The following is a 14,656-nucleotide window of genomic DNA, read 5'->3' as shown; positions in this document are numbered from 1 at the left end:
ACTAACATATTTAACTAACATATCGATAAGGCATCGCGGCGAATTTGATCGGCTATTTCTAGGGCATAGAGACTTTGCTCAGGTTGAATATAAAGGGGCTTACCCTCCGCAAGGTAGTCCAACACCGCCGTCGTATCTTGCTTAAATACACCGCGACGGCTTCCGAGCTCGATGGGCGTTACCGTTTCGCCTTGGGTTAATGTTCCTTGACTACCGTTAAAGTCTAATGTTCCTTGGTCTCCACAAATCGTAAACCGGCGATCGCCTGCCATCACTTGGGAGCCCTTACCATAGGTGAGGTGAGCAATAACATCACTTTGAAATTTAAACTGTGCAGAACAAAGACAACCCTGATAATAGCCCGCCTGTGCCGCAGGCAAAAAATCCGCTGCCCCTCGAACCGTTTGCACCTCCCCAAATAAATCAATCAGCCGATTCACCCGCGACAGCGCCGCCACCAACGGAAAACCATAATCTTCATAGTGAAATGTCCAATGGGGCAGAGGATGCCGCTTCGGAGCAAGAGTGATATATCGCGCGTAAAACACTTGACCCAACTTCGGCAAATAACTACGAATTGTTTGGTGCAAAGATCCCAAAATTTCAATGTGCTCAACGTGCAATAGCTTTTGTTTGGTCTTCGCTAGGTCAATTAAAGCTGCGGCTTCGACTGGATCAAGAGCTAATGGATACTCCACCACCACATGCTTATCCGCTTCTAGGGCCGCCTTGGCGATCGCCCCATGCTCACGATTAATATTACAAATCACCACCACATCAAGATCCGAGCGCTGCACTAACTCCTGCCAAGTGGCGATCGGCTCTAATTGGTACTTCGCCGCAAAATTCTCACGAGAAGACCGACGATACCCAGTCACCACCCTCAGAGACCCGCGCGAATCCTGCCTAAAAGCATCCGCCCGACATTTTGCAGCATAGCCTGTCCCGACAATACCCACCTGAAATTGCGACATGTCTTTCCCCAACCTTGACAAAGATCAGTCCCCATTTTCCCCCAAAAACACAACCTTACTTGATGGCATATGACCCAACATCCAAACACAAGACACCCATAGAAAATCACCGATGCAACCCATCAACAAAAACCATTAATTAAACTTTCCGCCCAATCGAGCCATAAATTTTTATAATATTTTGACGGCTCATCTATCTCAATGATTAAGCCTCAAAGACTGTTCCCTTTGCCCACAGTCACCCAATCAAGAATAATTTGTAAGCGGATTGCATAGAGCCTAAGCCATACACTTAGACTCATCGAAGTGCTAACGCCATCAACTTTTTCAGTTACATTTCACCTAATTATTTCATGGCAACCTATCAAGTCACCCTTATCACTCCCGAAGGTAAACACCTTCTCGACGTACCAGAAGACACTTACATCCTTGACGAAGCAGAAAATCAAGGTATCGACATTCCCTATTCTTGCCGTGCAGGCGCTTGTTCTAGTTGCACAGGCAAGCTAATTTCTGGCAGTGTCGATCAAGGAGATCAAAATTTTCTTACACCAGATCAAGTTGCCGCTGGCTATGTCCTAACTTGCGTTGCGTACCCCACCGCCAATTGCGAAATTGAAACCCACAAAGAAGACGAACTGTACTAAATCCCACCTCAACTTTTTTTTCAGAGAAAGGATAGTGCCGTCGAGGATGTTTTCTGTAGACTTATCCTTAAACAGTAATTCAAGGAAACATAATTTTAGTTAATGTAATTCTTGAGGGCTATTTGTTTTAGGTTTATCAAAAAAAAGAGTACATAACCTTGAGACTATGGGCTTCCTAGGGAAAGCTCATTTTTTATGGTGTTTCTTCCATTCTTGAAAAATACATAATTTTTTCTTATGTTAATTGCGAGGAATAACTTCATTCTTAATGCAATAGGGAAGTCGTTTTCTTTTCCCCTATCATCTAAAAATAACTTAACAATTTCGTAAAACATTCTTGGATGCATCTATGTGTTCTTGGAATGGAGCGAAAAAGATTTAGTAAACACTTCTGTTCACTTGAGGAGATCTCCATGGCTACATATAAGGTTACTCTCGTTACTCCTGACGGCGAAATTTCGTACGATGCTCCTGATGACGAGTACATTCTAGATTCTGCTGACGCTGCAGGTCATGACCTTCCTGCTTCTTGCCGTGCTGGTGCTTGTTCTACTTGTGCAGGCAAAATTGTTTCTGGCACAGTGGATCAATCTGACCAGTCTTTCCTTGATGATGACCAGATCGAAGAGGGCTTCGTTCTAACTTGCGTTGCTTATCCTAAGTCTGATGTCAAAATCACGACTCACCAAGAGGAAGAGCTTTACTAAATTGTTGCTGGCTCAAACCAACATTTTTTAGTTAAAGAGAAATCTTTTGTGGAGATACTTTATTTATTAAGGTGTCTCTATTTTTTTGTGGAATTTTTTGGGTTAAACAACGTCAGTGATGGATAAGAATGTAGCTAAAATTCTTTAGAGAAAAGGAGACATGGGGAAGCAATGAAAATTTGCATTTTTTGAAAGCTAGGGTTGTTTGGATAGAAACGTCTCTTTATCTCTCGCTCTCTTAGTCACCGCGTCGTACTTCCGAGCATTCTTAAGCAAAACTCACGTTAAATATTTGTCGCGTGGGAGGCGAGATGATCTGCGATGCGGGTGGTTTCGGGTAAGCGATATTTTGGGGTGCAGGCTAAAACGTAGGCGATCGCCGTTTTAAGACTAATGCGGTGTCCACAAGAAATGTAGAGGGGACGGACATTTTTTCGAGTGCGTAAAACTGCACCGATACGTTCGTCTTTATCGATGAGATCAACCCATTCACCTTTTTCTGGCGAGAGTTCATCGTGTTTGCCGATATAGCGGGATTTGGCGACACCAATGGTGGGGCAATCAAGTAAAACACCGAGGTGACAAGCTAGACCAAAACGGCGGGGATGAGCATAACCTTGACCGTCACAGAGAATTAGGTCGGGAAAATTTTTGATTTCACCGAGGGCATCGACAATGGCGGGTAATTCTCGAAAGGATAAAAATCCAGGTACGTAGGGAAAAGTTGTCGGACGACGAATGACTTTTGTTTCCACGACTTCTAGTTCGGGAAAAGATAAAACTGCAACCGCGACACGAATAGTCTCAAATTTATTTTCAAAGCCTGCATCAACCCCTGCAACCAGATTGATTTCTGCGGGTAATTGATCTTGGCAAATTACGTACTGACTGAGTTTTTCTTGAACGACTTTTGCCTCGGTAGTAGATAAATCCCAAGGATGTTGGTGATGGAGTTGCAGCATATAGTTTCTTCAATTAGGGATTCAAGATATTCTTCTTGAGAAGGTTAATTGTTTGGTTATCCGTAGTTTGCGTAACCTACTGAAACCCCTTCCGCCTTCGGCACCTTCCCCAAGGAAGGACAATAAAATACTCTAAAAATCATTTGAAATTACGATATCTATCTAAGTCGAGAAATAGGCGAGCGTTACGCCGGAACCGCCTTCTTTTTGTTCGGCAATATTGTATTTTTTGATCTGGGGATGGTGCTTGAGAAAGTCATGGACTCCTTCGCGTAGCTTGCCTGTGCCTTTACCATGGATAATCCAAAGAACCTGTGAGCCTTGGGCTGTGGCTCTGGCGATCGCCCCCTCTAAAGAGCTTTCGGCTTGGTGAATACGCTGCCCACGAATATCAATCGTATTTGATGAGGTACGGACGGTGACGACTTCTTGGGATTGTTTGGCTGGCTGCTTCTTTTGAAATTTTTGTTTAGCTTTGGGCTTGGGTTCTGCCTCAACTTTTTGCCCTTGCAGCGATTCGATTTCTGTCCATTCCAACGACATTTTCATAATGCCGAAACGCGCCACTAGGGTTTTATTCTCTTCGTTGAGTTCAATCACTTCGGCTGTTTGACCGAGTTTAGAAATACGAATTTTTTCGCCTAGTTTTGGTTGGTAAGTTGCTTTTTTCTTCTTCGGTTTGGCGAGTTTTTCTTCGGCAATATTACCCAGAGCATCGGTTGCCTGTTGAGCTTTTTGGGCGGTTTGTTTGCCTTTTTGGAGGGTGCGAATCACCTGCGCGATTTCTGATTTTGCTTCGGCGATCGCCTGTTGTACTTCTTGATCTTGGGCTTGTTTGAGTTCTGCTTCACGTCGTTGGAGATCGGCTGCCTTTGATGAAACTTCGGTGTAAAAACGCTCGGTTTGTTTGAGGAGAGCTTCTGCTTCTTGGGATTTTTGTTCCTGTTCGCGCCGTTGGGCTTCGAGGGCGGCAATCACTTCATTCACATCAGTATTAGAATTGCCGAGTAAACTTTGAGCCGATGCCACCACACTTTCATCCAGTCCTAACCGTTTGGCGATCGCCAATGCATTAGACCGACCGGGAATACCCCAGAGCAATTTATAGGTGGGACGGAGAGAATATTCGTCAAACTCAACCGAGGCATTTTCAAAGCGGGAATCTTCATACTTTAAAGCTTTCAGTTCGCCATAGTGGGTTGTGGCAACGGTTAAAGCCGCATGGTCTGCAAGGTACTTGAGAAGGGCGATCGCCAAGGCACTGCCTTCGGTGGGATCGGTTCCTGCACCCACTTCATCGAGCAAGACTAAATTATTTTCATTCTCGTTTTGTAGCGCATCAATAATGCGACCGACACGGCGGATATGTCCCGAAAAGGTCGAAAGGCTCTGTTGCAAAGATTGCTCATCGCCAATATCGGCGAGGACATGGTTAAACCAAGGCACTTCGACGGGAGCTTCAGCGGGAATAAACAAACCCACTTTTGCCATTAACGTTGCCATGCCCAGAGTTTTTAAAGTGACGGTTTTGCCGCCAGTGTTTGGGCCAGTGATTGCGACCACTTTAATATCAGGGCGAATTTGCACATTAATTGGTACAACGTCATCGCCTTCTTCATTTTTTTGCTGCCACACCAACAATGGATGGTGCAATTTGCGCAACAGAGTCGGCTGGTCGGGCTGGATAAATTTTGGTGGATTCGCTTCTAACCAATGGCTATAGCGGGAACGGGCTGTCGCTAGATCTAAGGTGGTGGCGATCGCCAATAATTTTTCTAAATCCTCAACAACTTCTCCCACTTTTTCGGTCAGTTGCCGCAGAACAATTTCGATTTCGCGCTGCTCTTGTTTTGTCGCTTGGCGCAGACGATTGCCGAGGTCAATAATCGCTTTCGGCTCCACATAAAAGGTCGAGCCAGTACTAGAAATATCGTGAACAATGCCGGGAATTTGTTCTTTTTGTCCCGCTTTCACGGGCAGCACAAAGCGATCGCCCCGCTGCGTAATCACCGCTTCCTGAAGGGAGCCACCACAGCGCTGCATAATGCGATTGAGAGTTTGGTAAATACCGTCCCGTGCCCCTTTAATTTTCTCGCGAATGCCTGCCAATTTTGGGCTAGCTCGGTCGGTCACATCACCGCGATCATCAATGCAATGGTGAATTTCTTTTTCCAGTTCTGGATAGGTGCGTAGCTGTTCAACCAATCGCAACAGTTGTGGTAATTCCAACTCAGAATTTTCCACTAACCGCCGTAGCTTCCGCATTCCCGCTAAGGTAGTGGCGATCGCCAGTAAATCTTGCCCAGAAATCACGCCGCCAATAGTCGCCCGTTCCAGTGACTCATTAATATTGCCGATGCCATCAAAGGAAATGCCGTTCTCTGTATCCGCATCTAACCGGCTAATCTCCACCGTCTGCGCCAATAAAATTTCGCTCTCCGCCTGACTCTCCGGAAACACCAAATTCCGCGCGGCGATCGCCCCAAGTTTTGTAGCGGCAAAGGTCGAGAGATGTTGGCAAAGTCGTTGCCATTCAAGGAGATTGAGCGTTTCGGTTTGGATCTGAGTCAACTGCAACCATTGGAAAAACTGCAAGGGTTACATTATAGACATTTCACGGGATCAAGCTGGTTCAGCCATCGCTTGAGTCTTCAAACAAATTAGTTAAATTCTGATATCCACTCACGACTCTTAAAACATCAATGCCTTCGGAGGTTGGCAGATAAAGAATCAAATAATTACTGAGAGGTAGACTACGAATATTTGGCAGAATTTCGTCTCGCTGACGCCCTAAGTGAGGAAACTTAGCGATGTTGTTTAATTTTCGGTTGAGTTTATCTAAGAAATTTTCTGCTTGAGTAAGGTTAATATTACGAGCCAAGTAATCTGCTATTTCTTCAATATCCTGAAGAGCAGGTTTTGTCAGACGGAAGCGTTGGCTCATGATTCTGGACTATGTTTAATCCGTAGACGATCACGAATTGAAGTTAGACCTTCCTCTCCGTCAACTACTTCACCTTTTTGGAGCGCATCCCAACCGATGAGAGCTTCTTGCTGCAGATCAAGTAAACGTCCTTGATAAATGTCTTCTTGCTTTTGTAATAGTTCTAGAGCCGCAAAAATCAAAGCCGGAGTGTCAGCATATTTACCATTTTTGACCTGACGCTGCATAAAAGCCTGAATTTCTGGTGGAAAGGTAATTTCCATGTCGTTACCGAAGAGAATTTATTTGATTATAGAAAATATTTGAAAGCCATTATTGAGGCGATCGCCGCATGTTATTACTGAGCTATTAAAAAGCAGCTAAGATCCTGTTGTATCGCGACCGGAGCTAAACGATGTTGTACGAGCAAGATATTGTTGCATGGTCAGAGCAGCAGGCTAGTTATTTGAGAAGGCAAGAGTGGACAAAGCTAGATCTCGAAAATTTGGTTGAGGAAATTGAGGCTTTGGGGCGGAGTGAACAACGGGCTTTAGGCAGTTACTTGCAAGTTTTGATGATGCACCTACTCAAGTGCAAATATCAACCAGAAAAAAGAACAAAAAGTTGGGACATTACCATTTCAAATTGCCGTGACAAAATTCAAGATGCCCTTGAAGATATGCCAAGTCTCAAAAGATTTTTGGAAGATCCTGAGTGGGTGGAAAAGTATTATCGTCGTGCTCGTCGTGATGCTGCAAAAGAAACAGGAAAATTGATCAACACCTTTCCTCAAGAAATGCCATTTTCTCTTACCGAAGTTCTAAAAGAGGCTGCATAAAAGAAGGCGATCGCCTTATGAGTCTGCCGGATTTGGAGCCACTAAAAAATTGACCGCGCAGTAAAAGTAACCTTTATTGTGGGTAAAGTAGGAAGGAGTTCGTCTCCGCGAAAAATTTGCGGTTCTTGTTGAGGACGAAATACAAGAATTGAACGATCGCCGGGATCTATTAACCAGCCTAGCTGTGTACCGTGACGCAAACAATAGAGCAGATTATCTACTACCCGACTCATATTCTGAGATGGCGATAAAATCTCAATTGCCCAATCCGGAGCAAGTAAAAAATTCTCTTCTGGTTCCCCAAACTCATCAAACTGAATTTTCTCAAAAGCAATAACTGAAATGTCAGGAACAACCGAGCGATCGCCAAACGTACAACGCAATTCCGGTAACGCAAGATAATCAGGTTCCGCCGCCACTAGAGCTGCCAATAAACGTTTTTGCGAAATAGAGTGACGAAACTTGGGTATTGGCTTTTGTACCGCACCATTATTGAGATATTCCCACGCCGGAGACTCCTCAATATAATCAGCCGCTAAAAATTCTTTGAGAGATAACTTAATCGGTGTTGCGACCATAATTTTCTCGCCATTTAGTTAGTCTAATTTTAGCTGTTAAACATTTGAGAGAAATCTTCCAAAGCTTGACTGACTCCCTTCGATAAACTTTGTTGAATAAAATTCGATATCCAGTCTGTCACAGGAAACTCAGAGAAAATATTACTGTGGTTACTTGGAGAATATTTGCCATTTTCCAAGAGATAAATTCTCAGCTGATGCTTCTCGTAAATCCAAAGTTCCGGCACACCCAATTGTTCATAGGCAGAAACAGTTGTCTTTGAAGTGAGATCAGTTTCTAAAGCTAAATCTGGCGGCGGATCAATGTCTAGGTCAATTCTACTTTTGCCAATAACCGCTTCATAATTATCGATATAAAAACAATCATCCGGCTCTACACCCGCAGCCATCCTAGATTTTCTGAGCGTCGTTGACCCGAAAGGCTCCCATGCTTTCCCCTGTTCCTTAAGCATAATTTTCACTAAATCTGCTAAAAGAACTTTTGTCCGTGCGTGTTCTGGGAAAGGAGCGACAATCTCTAAAATTCCGTCAGCAAAAGCAATGCGGGTTGAGCGAGAGTCACCTAATTGTTCAAGGATCAGCTCAAAGCGCGACCAAGATACTGGATTGAGACTAATTCTTTGTCCAGCTTCCAACTCCAATGGGATTGTGGCAACGGTCATGGCTATTTCCCTAGCGTCTCTTGTCTATGTTAATTCATGGCATAAAATCACTCAGAAGATTCATAGCCTAGCCGTTTCTCGCCACGGCGATCGCCCTGTTATCTTTAGGAAATTAAATAGTTCCAATGAAAAGAGCTGCATTAAAATCAGTCATGAAGTCGCTTTTCGAATCACTTCAACCGAATTCCCCCCAGAACCTTTATGACTTTACCGTTTAACGCTGCGCCGACCGAGGCAAGGATTGAAAAATTTTGGCAACTTGGGGCAAGCTTTGGCATGGAGCGGAATGCCTACCATAACTACCTCAATGAGCTGGTCAGCGATCGCTATGCCCTGATTAATGGCCTACAACTGCTACGGGATGAACTGCAATTTGCGGCTTCAAGTATGACTGATATGAAGGCTTGTGGTGCGGATTTGAGCCTACCGAGTGTTGTCACCACTTTGGCCTATACCAACTGCGGCGATCGCATTCACCAAGGAGAAGCCACGAAACGTTATCGAGATGTCGTTGCCTCCAGATTTGCGACCCTCTCGGAGATTGGCGAATTAAAACTAGAAGCTTTTTTCCCAGCGGGCGGCGGCACCGATGACGGTGAAACCTTAGCCCATGTGACCGTTGCCCATGAACTCGATGAAAACTTAAAACGGCGCGTTTATGAAGGTAATGCCGAATCCATTTCCCTTGTGGGGATTGATCTAAAAACCCATGTGGGGCGTTTGCGGCAAGATGAAAAACAGGTCTATGGCAAAACCCGTGAATCCCCCTGGCGAGAACCCCGTAACGCCTGTGGTGCCATTGTGGGGGCATTACGCCAATATTCTCCTCACAATCCCATTCACCGCCGGGTTCGCAACGATCTTGGTGAGGAAAATTTTCACTTTCTCGCTAATAATGCCATCCTCACTGATACAAAAAAAGTGGATATCACGATGGCTGTGGCTGCCCATATTGTGGCGATTCGAGGGATCCGGAATACGGCTATGGCGATCGCCCAAGAATTAGACGAACGGGGCGTAGCTCACCTGACTGCCAGTACAACGGTTAATCGTCCGTCGCGGGATGATCTAGTCATTTACCTTGCCCGTGCCACTGTGTTTAACGGCAAAATTAAAATTCAAAGTTTAGGGACAGATGCACGTTTGTATGGTGGCAAATTAGTGGAATACGCTGGAGAAAAGCGTTTACAGCTGCGTTATGCTGACTGGGATTTAGATAATATTTCGGTCGAGGAAATTCCCTACCAAGTGCGATTATCTGGTCTTTAAAGGTATTTAAAAAAATACGAGAAAGTCCATGGTGATGGTGAGGGCGATCGCCGTCAAAGCTGTAGTTAGCGATTCTTTTCCTGAAGAAGAAGGAAAGGAATAGAAACCCTTAATGTCTTAAGAAGGAACTCGATTCGGTAAAATTCTCGTCACTTTGCCTAACGAGTCGCTAGACTAAAAATCCCAGTCGTTTTTTGTGAAGAGTTGAATTGTGCCTAGACATCATTGGTTAATTGCCCTTGGGGCTTGTGCGAGTGTTTTAATGACCGAGACTCCTGTGAGATCACAGGCGACGTTACCACTGACGCAAGATCTTAACCAAGAACAACTAGAAGAACAGGGTCTCAGGCTCATTGAAGATGCCATTCAGCTGTCTCGCTTTCAACAGTTCGAGTGGGCAATTCCCCGGGCAAAACTCGCCACCCAGCTGGTGCCCAATCGCTTTGAAGCTTGGTATATCCTCGGAACGTTATTGGTGCAAGAAGGGGAGTTTGCAGAAGGGATTCGCATTCTCAAACGGGCAGAAAGTATAGAGTCTAGTGAAAGCGGCATTTACAGTATTCTTGGTGCGGCCTATTTCCAAAGTGGTCAATATGAGCTTGCAGTTCCGGAACTAGAAACGGCTTTAGCCCTTGGTGATGAATCGATCGAAGTACTTTTTGACCTCGGTAATGCACAACTAAAACTGAAAGATTACGCGGCGGCGATCGCCACCTATGAGCGTTCCCTGGACCTACAAGATGATTTTTGGCCAGCACTCAATAATATTGGCTTAATCTATTACGAGCAAGGAAAAATCGATGCCGCCATAGACAAATGGCAACAGGCCATTGAAATCGACCCATCCATGGCAGAGCCGCAACTAGCCGTGGCGGTGGCCACCTACATGCAGGGCAATCAAGAAGAAGGTTTAACGCTAGCCCGCGAAGCTTTAGAATTAGACGGGCGCTACGGTGAAATCGAATTTCTAGACGAAAATCTCTGGGGTGAAAATCTGCTCCAAGCAACGGAAATAGTTTTTGCGACACCGTCACTCAAAGCCGTCTTTGAAGAGTTGACCGAAAGAGCCTTCCAACCCGAAGAAATGGAGCCCTAGGGACAATGGTGCGATACCATAAGCATCGTTTCTGACGCAGGAAAAATCACCGTGGCACAGGTTGCGCTCAATCATATCCAGAAATCTTTTGCGGATCGCTCCACTCGTAAAATCACTCAGGTTTTGCGCGGGATTAATCTTAATATTCAAGATGGTGAATTTGTGGTGCTTGTGGGAGCCTCTGGTTGTGGCAAAAGCACTTTGCTACGGTTAATTGCGGGTTTAGAAACGATAACGGCTGGTGACATTCGTATCGGCGATCGCCCAGTCAATGATTTACCGTCTAAGGCGCGGGATATTGCCATGGTGTTTCAAAATTACGCCCTGTATCCCCACCTCAATGTCTATGACAATATTGCCTTTGGGTTACGACGGATGCCGACGGCAGAGACGAATACCAACGTTTGGCAAAATGTTTGGCGGGGCGTAACGGGTATTTTCCCAAAACCCTTACGTTACCAGCCTCCCCAAGAAAAAGTAATTCGCGAGAAAGTTATACAGGTTGCCCGTCTTCTACAAATCGATCATTTACTTAGCCGCTTGCCGAAACAACTATCAGGCGGTCAAAAACAACGGGTTGCCCTCGGTCGGGCGATCGCGCGGAATCCCCAAGTTTTTTTGATGGATGAGCCATTATCAAACCTCGATGCCGCATTGCGCAGCGAAACTCGCACCCAGATCGTCCAGCTACAAGAACAACTGGGCATTACAACCATCTATGTCACCCACGACCAAACCGAAGCCATGACCATGGGCGATCGCATTGCCGTGATGGAGAAGGGCACGATTCTCCAAGTTGCGCCGCCTCTAGAGGTTTACAACCGTCCCGTGAATCGGTTTGTGGCGGAGTTTATCGGCTCGCCACCCATGAACTTTTTAGAAGTTTCAGTATTACCGAATGGTGTCATTGAACATCCCCAATTTCGCTGCACTGTGTCTGAATTTTGGCGGGAACCTCTACAAGCCTATGAAGGGCGATCGCTACTCCTCGGCATTCGTCCAGAACATTTACGGGTCAGTCCCGCCGCCACCAAAAATATTGAAGTGATTGTGGATGTGGTCGAAGCACTAGGGAACGATACATTTTTGACCACCCACCTCAAAGAAATCTCCACAACCACTTTTCGCATCCGCACCGAGCCTCAGGACATTTACCAGCCCCAACAATCACTGTGGCTATCTTTGGATTTAGACAATCTGCATTTCTTCGATCCAGACACAGAGCTATCCCTTTTGGCGATGTAGTTTTTAGCTTACTTTTTCAATTATTCGACTTTTAACCTTCAAAAATAATGTCTCTTTTCGAGCAAATCCAACAAACGACGACTCGCGCCAAAGAACTGGGTGCATTGCTTTCCCTAACCACTGCCCAAGAAATTGTTGTCGATCAAGATATTCCGTTTGTCGTCAGAATCCTTGCAAAACTCGAAAAAAAAGAAACCTATCAAAAAAAGCAAGTCAAAAAAAAAGTAAATCCCTTTTTGCCCTACGAAAAGGATTTATTCGTGGCGGATCTATCGGCGCACCATGTCTGCCTACTCAATAAATTTAATGTGGTTGACCATCATATTTTGATTATTACCCGTGATTTTCAATCCCAAGAACATTGGATCACGCAGCCAGACTTTGAAGCCCTCGCAACCTGTATGGGGGAACTCGATGGCTTAGCTTTTTATAATGCGGGAAAAGCAGCGGGAGCAAGTCAACCCCACAAACATCTACAGCTCATTCCGTTTTCAGGTGCGCTGAATCAATTTTCTGTGCCCATCGAAACGGCGATCGCCGCCCTTGATTTTCCAGAATCCCAACCCACAAGCCTCAATATTTTTCCCTTCCATCATGGCATCGCCCCAATCCCGACAAATTACGACGGACAAACATTATTTGAAATATACAAAAGCCTGCTGGAATATCTAAATTTTATCGATCAGCCCCTAGCCCCCGGCCAACAAACCCAACCCTATAACCTATTGGCCACCCGGCGCTGGATGATGCTCATTCACCGTACCCAAGATTGTTACCAACAGATCTCCATAAACTCCCTCGGATTTGCCGGAGCCTTACTCGTGCGCGATCGCCATCAACTCGAATTCCTGAAAAAAATCACCCCAATTCAACTACTCGCCCAAGTTACCCAGCCTCAATAAAGCACGAATTTTAGCAAGCGATCTTCCTTTCTGAAAATGAATAGCGGTAAACTATCAATCATTGAGAATTGTTAACTAGCTCGGACATTAACCTAAAAATGACTGCCACCGCTGAAATTTCCTCTCCAGAATACGATGTGATTGTGATTGGCTCCGGCATTGGAGGATTAGTGACAGCGACACAACTCGCAGCCAAAGGCATCAAGGTTCTTGTCCTCGAAAAATATCTAATTCCCGGAGGCAGCGCCGGCTATTTCGAGCGGGAAGGCTATCGCTTTGATGTCGGTGCCTCCATGATTTTTGGATTTGGCGAACAGGGCACAACTAACCTTTTAACCCGTGCCCTCGACGCAGTAGACATGAAAATCAAGACCATTCCCGACCCTGTGCAAATTAATTACCATTTGCCCAACGATCTCAACATCCGTGTCCACCGTGACTACGGAGCATTTCTCCAAGAATTAATCACCCGTTTCCCCCACGAAGAACAAGGCATCCGCAAATTTTATGGCGAATGTTGGAATGTATTTAATTGCCTGAACAGCATGGAACTCCTCTCCCTTGAGGAAATTAAATACTTACTGCGAGTCTTTACCCAAGAGCCTTTATCCTGCCTTGGTCTCCTCAAATATTTACCCCAAAATGCTGGCGATGTCGCCCGTCGCCATATCAAAGACGAAGAGCTATTAAAGTTTATCGACATGGAATGCTATTGCTGGTCAGTCGTTCCCGCAGAACTCACACCAATGATCAATGCCGGTATGGTCTTCAGCGATCGCCACTACGGCGGCATTAATTACCCAGAAGGCGGGGTCGGTCAAATTGCCCTAAAACTCGTTGAAGGATTAGAAAATCACGGCGGTAAAATCGAATACTCCACCAATGTTTACAAAATCCTGATGGAAGACAATAAAGTCGTAGGCGTTGAAACCGTTAATGGCAAAACATTCCGAGCAAAAAAAATCATTTCCAATGCCACCCGCTGGGACACCTTTGAAAAACTACTGCCCAGTGACAACAAACCAAAATTCGAGAAAAAATGGGAGCAAAACTACAAAAAATCCCCCAGCTTTATTAGTCTCCACCTCGGTGTCAAAGCGGATTTACTCCCCAAAGATACCGATTGTCACCACATCCTCCTAGAGGACTGGCAAAACCTAGAAGACGAGCAAGGCACAATTTTTGTCTCCATTCCCACCCTCCTTGACCCCAGCCTTGCCCCGAAAGATCACCACATTATCCATACCTTTACCCCTAGTTTTATTGACGAGTGGAAAGGCTTATCACCCCAAGAATACAAAGCAAAAAAAGACGAAGCCGCCAGTAAATTAATCTATCGTTTAGAAGCTATTTTTCCCGGTATTACCGAAAAACTTGACTATCAAGAAATCGGTACGCCCCGCACTCACCGTAAATTTCTTGGACGTGTTGACGGTTCCTATGGCCCGATCCCCCAGAAAAAACTATTGGGTCTGCTCGGCATGTTTAACCTCAATAATCTATGGCCAAAGATCAACAAAACAGAAATAGATGGCCTGTATTGCGTTGGTGACAGTACCTTCCCCGGCCAAGGCCTCAATGCCGTCGCTTTCTCTGGCTTTGCCTGCGCCCACAAAGTCGCTACTGAGCTAGATCATTAATTCTCGACCATTAAATTACAGCTCTACAGTCAAAGCGAGTAAGCTTAAAACCAGAAAGTCGGGGATTTATACAATTGTGGCGAAGTAAACGAAGCCTTTTGACAAACCCCGACCCTTAACACCCAAGGCATTTGTAGTCATCTTGCCGGCCTTGATGATCGGATTACCCTTGAATTAATGACACTCAATTAATGACACATGGCGCAAGTTGTT

General features: G+C 45.3%; 15 protein-coding genes. 8 read left to right on the top strand and 7 right to left on the bottom strand.

Translation table 11 applies throughout. The features are described 5' to 3' along the window. Nucleotides 1-14 precede the first annotated feature (14 nt). Entirely contained in the window at nt 15-974 is a 960-nt protein-coding gene (locus NIES208_RS12230) for a Gfo/Idh/MocA family protein (RefSeq protein ID WP_075893145.1), read from the bottom strand. 353 nt (nt 975-1,327) lie between these two features. Here NIES208_RS12230 and NIES208_RS12225 point away from each other — a divergent pair, with 353 nt between their 5' ends. Next, entirely contained in the window at nt 1,328-1,621 is a 294-nt protein-coding gene (locus NIES208_RS12225; protein ID WP_075893143.1) for a ferredoxin, read from the top strand. Nucleotides 1,622-2,034: 413 nt separating this feature from the next. Next, nucleotides 2,035-2,328, top strand: a complete 294-nt coding sequence (locus NIES208_RS12215; protein ID WP_075893185.1) for a 2Fe-2S iron-sulfur cluster-binding protein — start codon at nt 2,035-2,037, stop codon at nt 2,326-2,328. 284 nt (nt 2,329-2,612) lie between these two features. Here NIES208_RS12215 and nfi read toward each other — a convergent pair whose 3' ends face one another. The 4 genes from nfi to NIES208_RS12195 form a co-directional block, all read right to left on the bottom strand. Beyond that, nucleotides 2,613-3,290: a deoxyribonuclease V gene (nfi, locus tag NIES208_RS12210; protein ID WP_216349402.1), complete on the bottom strand. Its 678-nt coding sequence runs from the start codon at nt 3,288-3,290 to the stop codon at nt 2,613-2,615. A gap of 162 nt (nt 3,291-3,452) precedes the next feature. Further along, nucleotides 3,453-5,861 (bottom strand): endonuclease MutS2, encoded by a 2,409-nt coding sequence (locus NIES208_RS12205; RefSeq protein ID WP_075893181.1) that lies wholly within the window; start codon nt 5,859-5,861, stop codon nt 3,453-3,455. A gap of 61 nt (nt 5,862-5,922) precedes the next feature. Then, nucleotides 5,923-6,234, bottom strand: coding sequence for a type II toxin-antitoxin system RelE/ParE family toxin (locus tag NIES208_RS12200; RefSeq protein WP_075893139.1), 312 nt, complete (start codon nt 6,232-6,234; stop codon nt 5,923-5,925). Continuing rightward, nucleotides 6,231-6,497 (bottom strand): ribbon-helix-helix domain-containing protein, encoded by a 267-nt coding sequence (locus tag NIES208_RS12195; RefSeq protein WP_075893137.1) that lies wholly within the window; start codon nt 6,495-6,497, stop codon nt 6,231-6,233. The genes NIES208_RS12200 and NIES208_RS12195 overlap by 4 nt, the downstream gene beginning before the upstream one ends. A 131-nt stretch (nt 6,498-6,628) precedes the next feature. Here NIES208_RS12195 and NIES208_RS12190 point away from each other — a divergent pair, with 131 nt between their 5' ends. Next, entirely contained in the window at nt 6,629-7,051 is a 423-nt protein-coding gene (locus NIES208_RS12190) for a DUF29 domain-containing protein (protein WP_075893135.1), read from the top strand. 41 nt (nt 7,052-7,092) lie between these two features. On the opposite strand, the gene NIES208_RS12185 is transcribed toward NIES208_RS12190, so the two are convergent. Together NIES208_RS12185 and NIES208_RS12180 are read right to left on the bottom strand one after the other, a co-directional pair. Further along, a complete protein-coding gene (locus NIES208_RS12185; RefSeq protein WP_075893133.1) occupies nt 7,093-7,629 on the bottom strand; it encodes a Uma2 family endonuclease in 537 nt (178 codons plus the stop codon). A 29-nt stretch (nt 7,630-7,658) separates the two neighbouring features. Beyond that, complete coding sequence (locus NIES208_RS12180) at nt 7,659-8,291, bottom strand: Uma2 family endonuclease (protein WP_075893131.1); 633 nt, start codon at nt 8,289-8,291, stop codon at nt 7,659-7,661. Between the two features lie 201 nt (nt 8,292-8,492). Here NIES208_RS12180 and NIES208_RS12175 point away from each other — a divergent pair, with 201 nt between their 5' ends. The 5 genes from NIES208_RS12175 (at nt 8,493) to crtH (ending at nt 14,443) form a co-directional block, all read left to right on the top strand. After that, on the top strand, nt 8,493-9,560 hold the full coding sequence (locus NIES208_RS12175; protein WP_075893129.1) for a hypothetical protein: 1,068 nt from the start codon (nt 8,493-8,495) through the stop codon (nt 9,558-9,560). 211 nt (nt 9,561-9,771) lie between these two features. After that, nucleotides 9,772-10,656 carry a tetratricopeptide repeat protein gene (locus tag NIES208_RS12170; RefSeq protein ID WP_075893127.1) on the top strand — a complete coding sequence of 295 codons (885 nt, stop codon included), beginning with the start codon at nt 9,772-9,774 and terminating at the stop codon, nt 10,654-10,656. A 51-nt stretch (nt 10,657-10,707) separates the two neighbouring features. Further along, nucleotides 10,708-11,901 carry an ABC transporter ATP-binding protein gene (locus NIES208_RS12165; protein WP_075893125.1) on the top strand — a complete coding sequence of 398 codons (1,194 nt, stop codon included), beginning with the start codon at nt 10,708-10,710 and terminating at the stop codon, nt 11,899-11,901. A gap of 47 nt (nt 11,902-11,948) precedes the next feature. Next, a complete protein-coding gene (locus tag NIES208_RS12160) occupies nt 11,949-12,803 on the top strand; it encodes an ATP adenylyltransferase family protein (protein ID WP_075893123.1) in 855 nt (284 codons plus the stop codon). A 98-nt stretch (nt 12,804-12,901) separates the two neighbouring features. Next, nucleotides 12,902-14,443: a carotenoid isomerase gene (crtH, locus tag NIES208_RS12155; RefSeq protein WP_075893121.1), complete on the top strand. Its 1,542-nt coding sequence runs from the start codon at nt 12,902-12,904 to the stop codon at nt 14,441-14,443. Nucleotides 14,444-14,656: the final 213 nt, after the last annotated feature.

Source organism: [Limnothrix rosea] IAM M-220, from assembly GCF_001904615.1.
GTDB lineage: Bacteria > Cyanobacteriota > Cyanobacteriia > Cyanobacteriales > MRBY01 > MRBY01.
The sequence above is the reverse complement of the archived record's forward strand: the minus strand, read 5'-3'. Positions and strand labels throughout refer to the sequence as shown.

Bases quoted from the DNA above. Each gene is read 5' to 3' on its own strand.
- NIES208_RS12160 (WP_075893123.1), top strand. From the start codon at position 11,949: ATGTCTCTTTTCGAGCAAATCCAACAAACGACGACTCGCGCCAAAGAA.
- crtH (WP_075893121.1), top strand. From the start codon at position 12,902: ATGACTGCCACCGCTGAAATTTCCTCTCCAGAATACGATGTGATTGTG.
- NIES208_RS12180 (WP_075893131.1), bottom strand. From the start codon at position 8,291: ATGACCGTTGCCACAATCCCATTGGAGTTGGAAGCTGGACAAAGAATT.
- NIES208_RS12225 (WP_075893143.1), top strand. From the start codon at position 1,328: ATGGCAACCTATCAAGTCACCCTTATCACTCCCGAAGGTAAACACCTT.
- NIES208_RS12215 (WP_075893185.1), top strand. From the start codon at position 2,035: ATGGCTACATATAAGGTTACTCTCGTTACTCCTGACGGCGAAATTTCG.
- NIES208_RS12195 (WP_075893137.1), bottom strand. From the start codon at position 6,497: ATGGAAATTACCTTTCCACCAGAAATTCAGGCTTTTATGCAGCGTCAG.
- NIES208_RS12190 (WP_075893135.1), top strand. From the start codon at position 6,629: ATGTTGTACGAGCAAGATATTGTTGCATGGTCAGAGCAGCAGGCTAGT.
- NIES208_RS12200 (WP_075893139.1), bottom strand. From the start codon at position 6,234: ATGAGCCAACGCTTCCGTCTGACAAAACCTGCTCTTCAGGATATTGAA.
- NIES208_RS12175 (WP_075893129.1), top strand. From the start codon at position 8,493: ATGACTTTACCGTTTAACGCTGCGCCGACCGAGGCAAGGATTGAAAAA.
- NIES208_RS12230 (WP_075893145.1), bottom strand. From the start codon at position 974: ATGTCGCAATTTCAGGTGGGTATTGTCGGGACAGGCTATGCTGCAAAA.
- NIES208_RS12185 (WP_075893133.1), bottom strand. From the start codon at position 7,629: ATGGTCGCAACACCGATTAAGTTATCTCTCAAAGAATTTTTAGCGGCT.
- nfi (WP_216349402.1), bottom strand. From the start codon at position 3,290: ATGCTGCAACTCCATCACCAACATCCTTGGGATTTATCTACTACCGAG.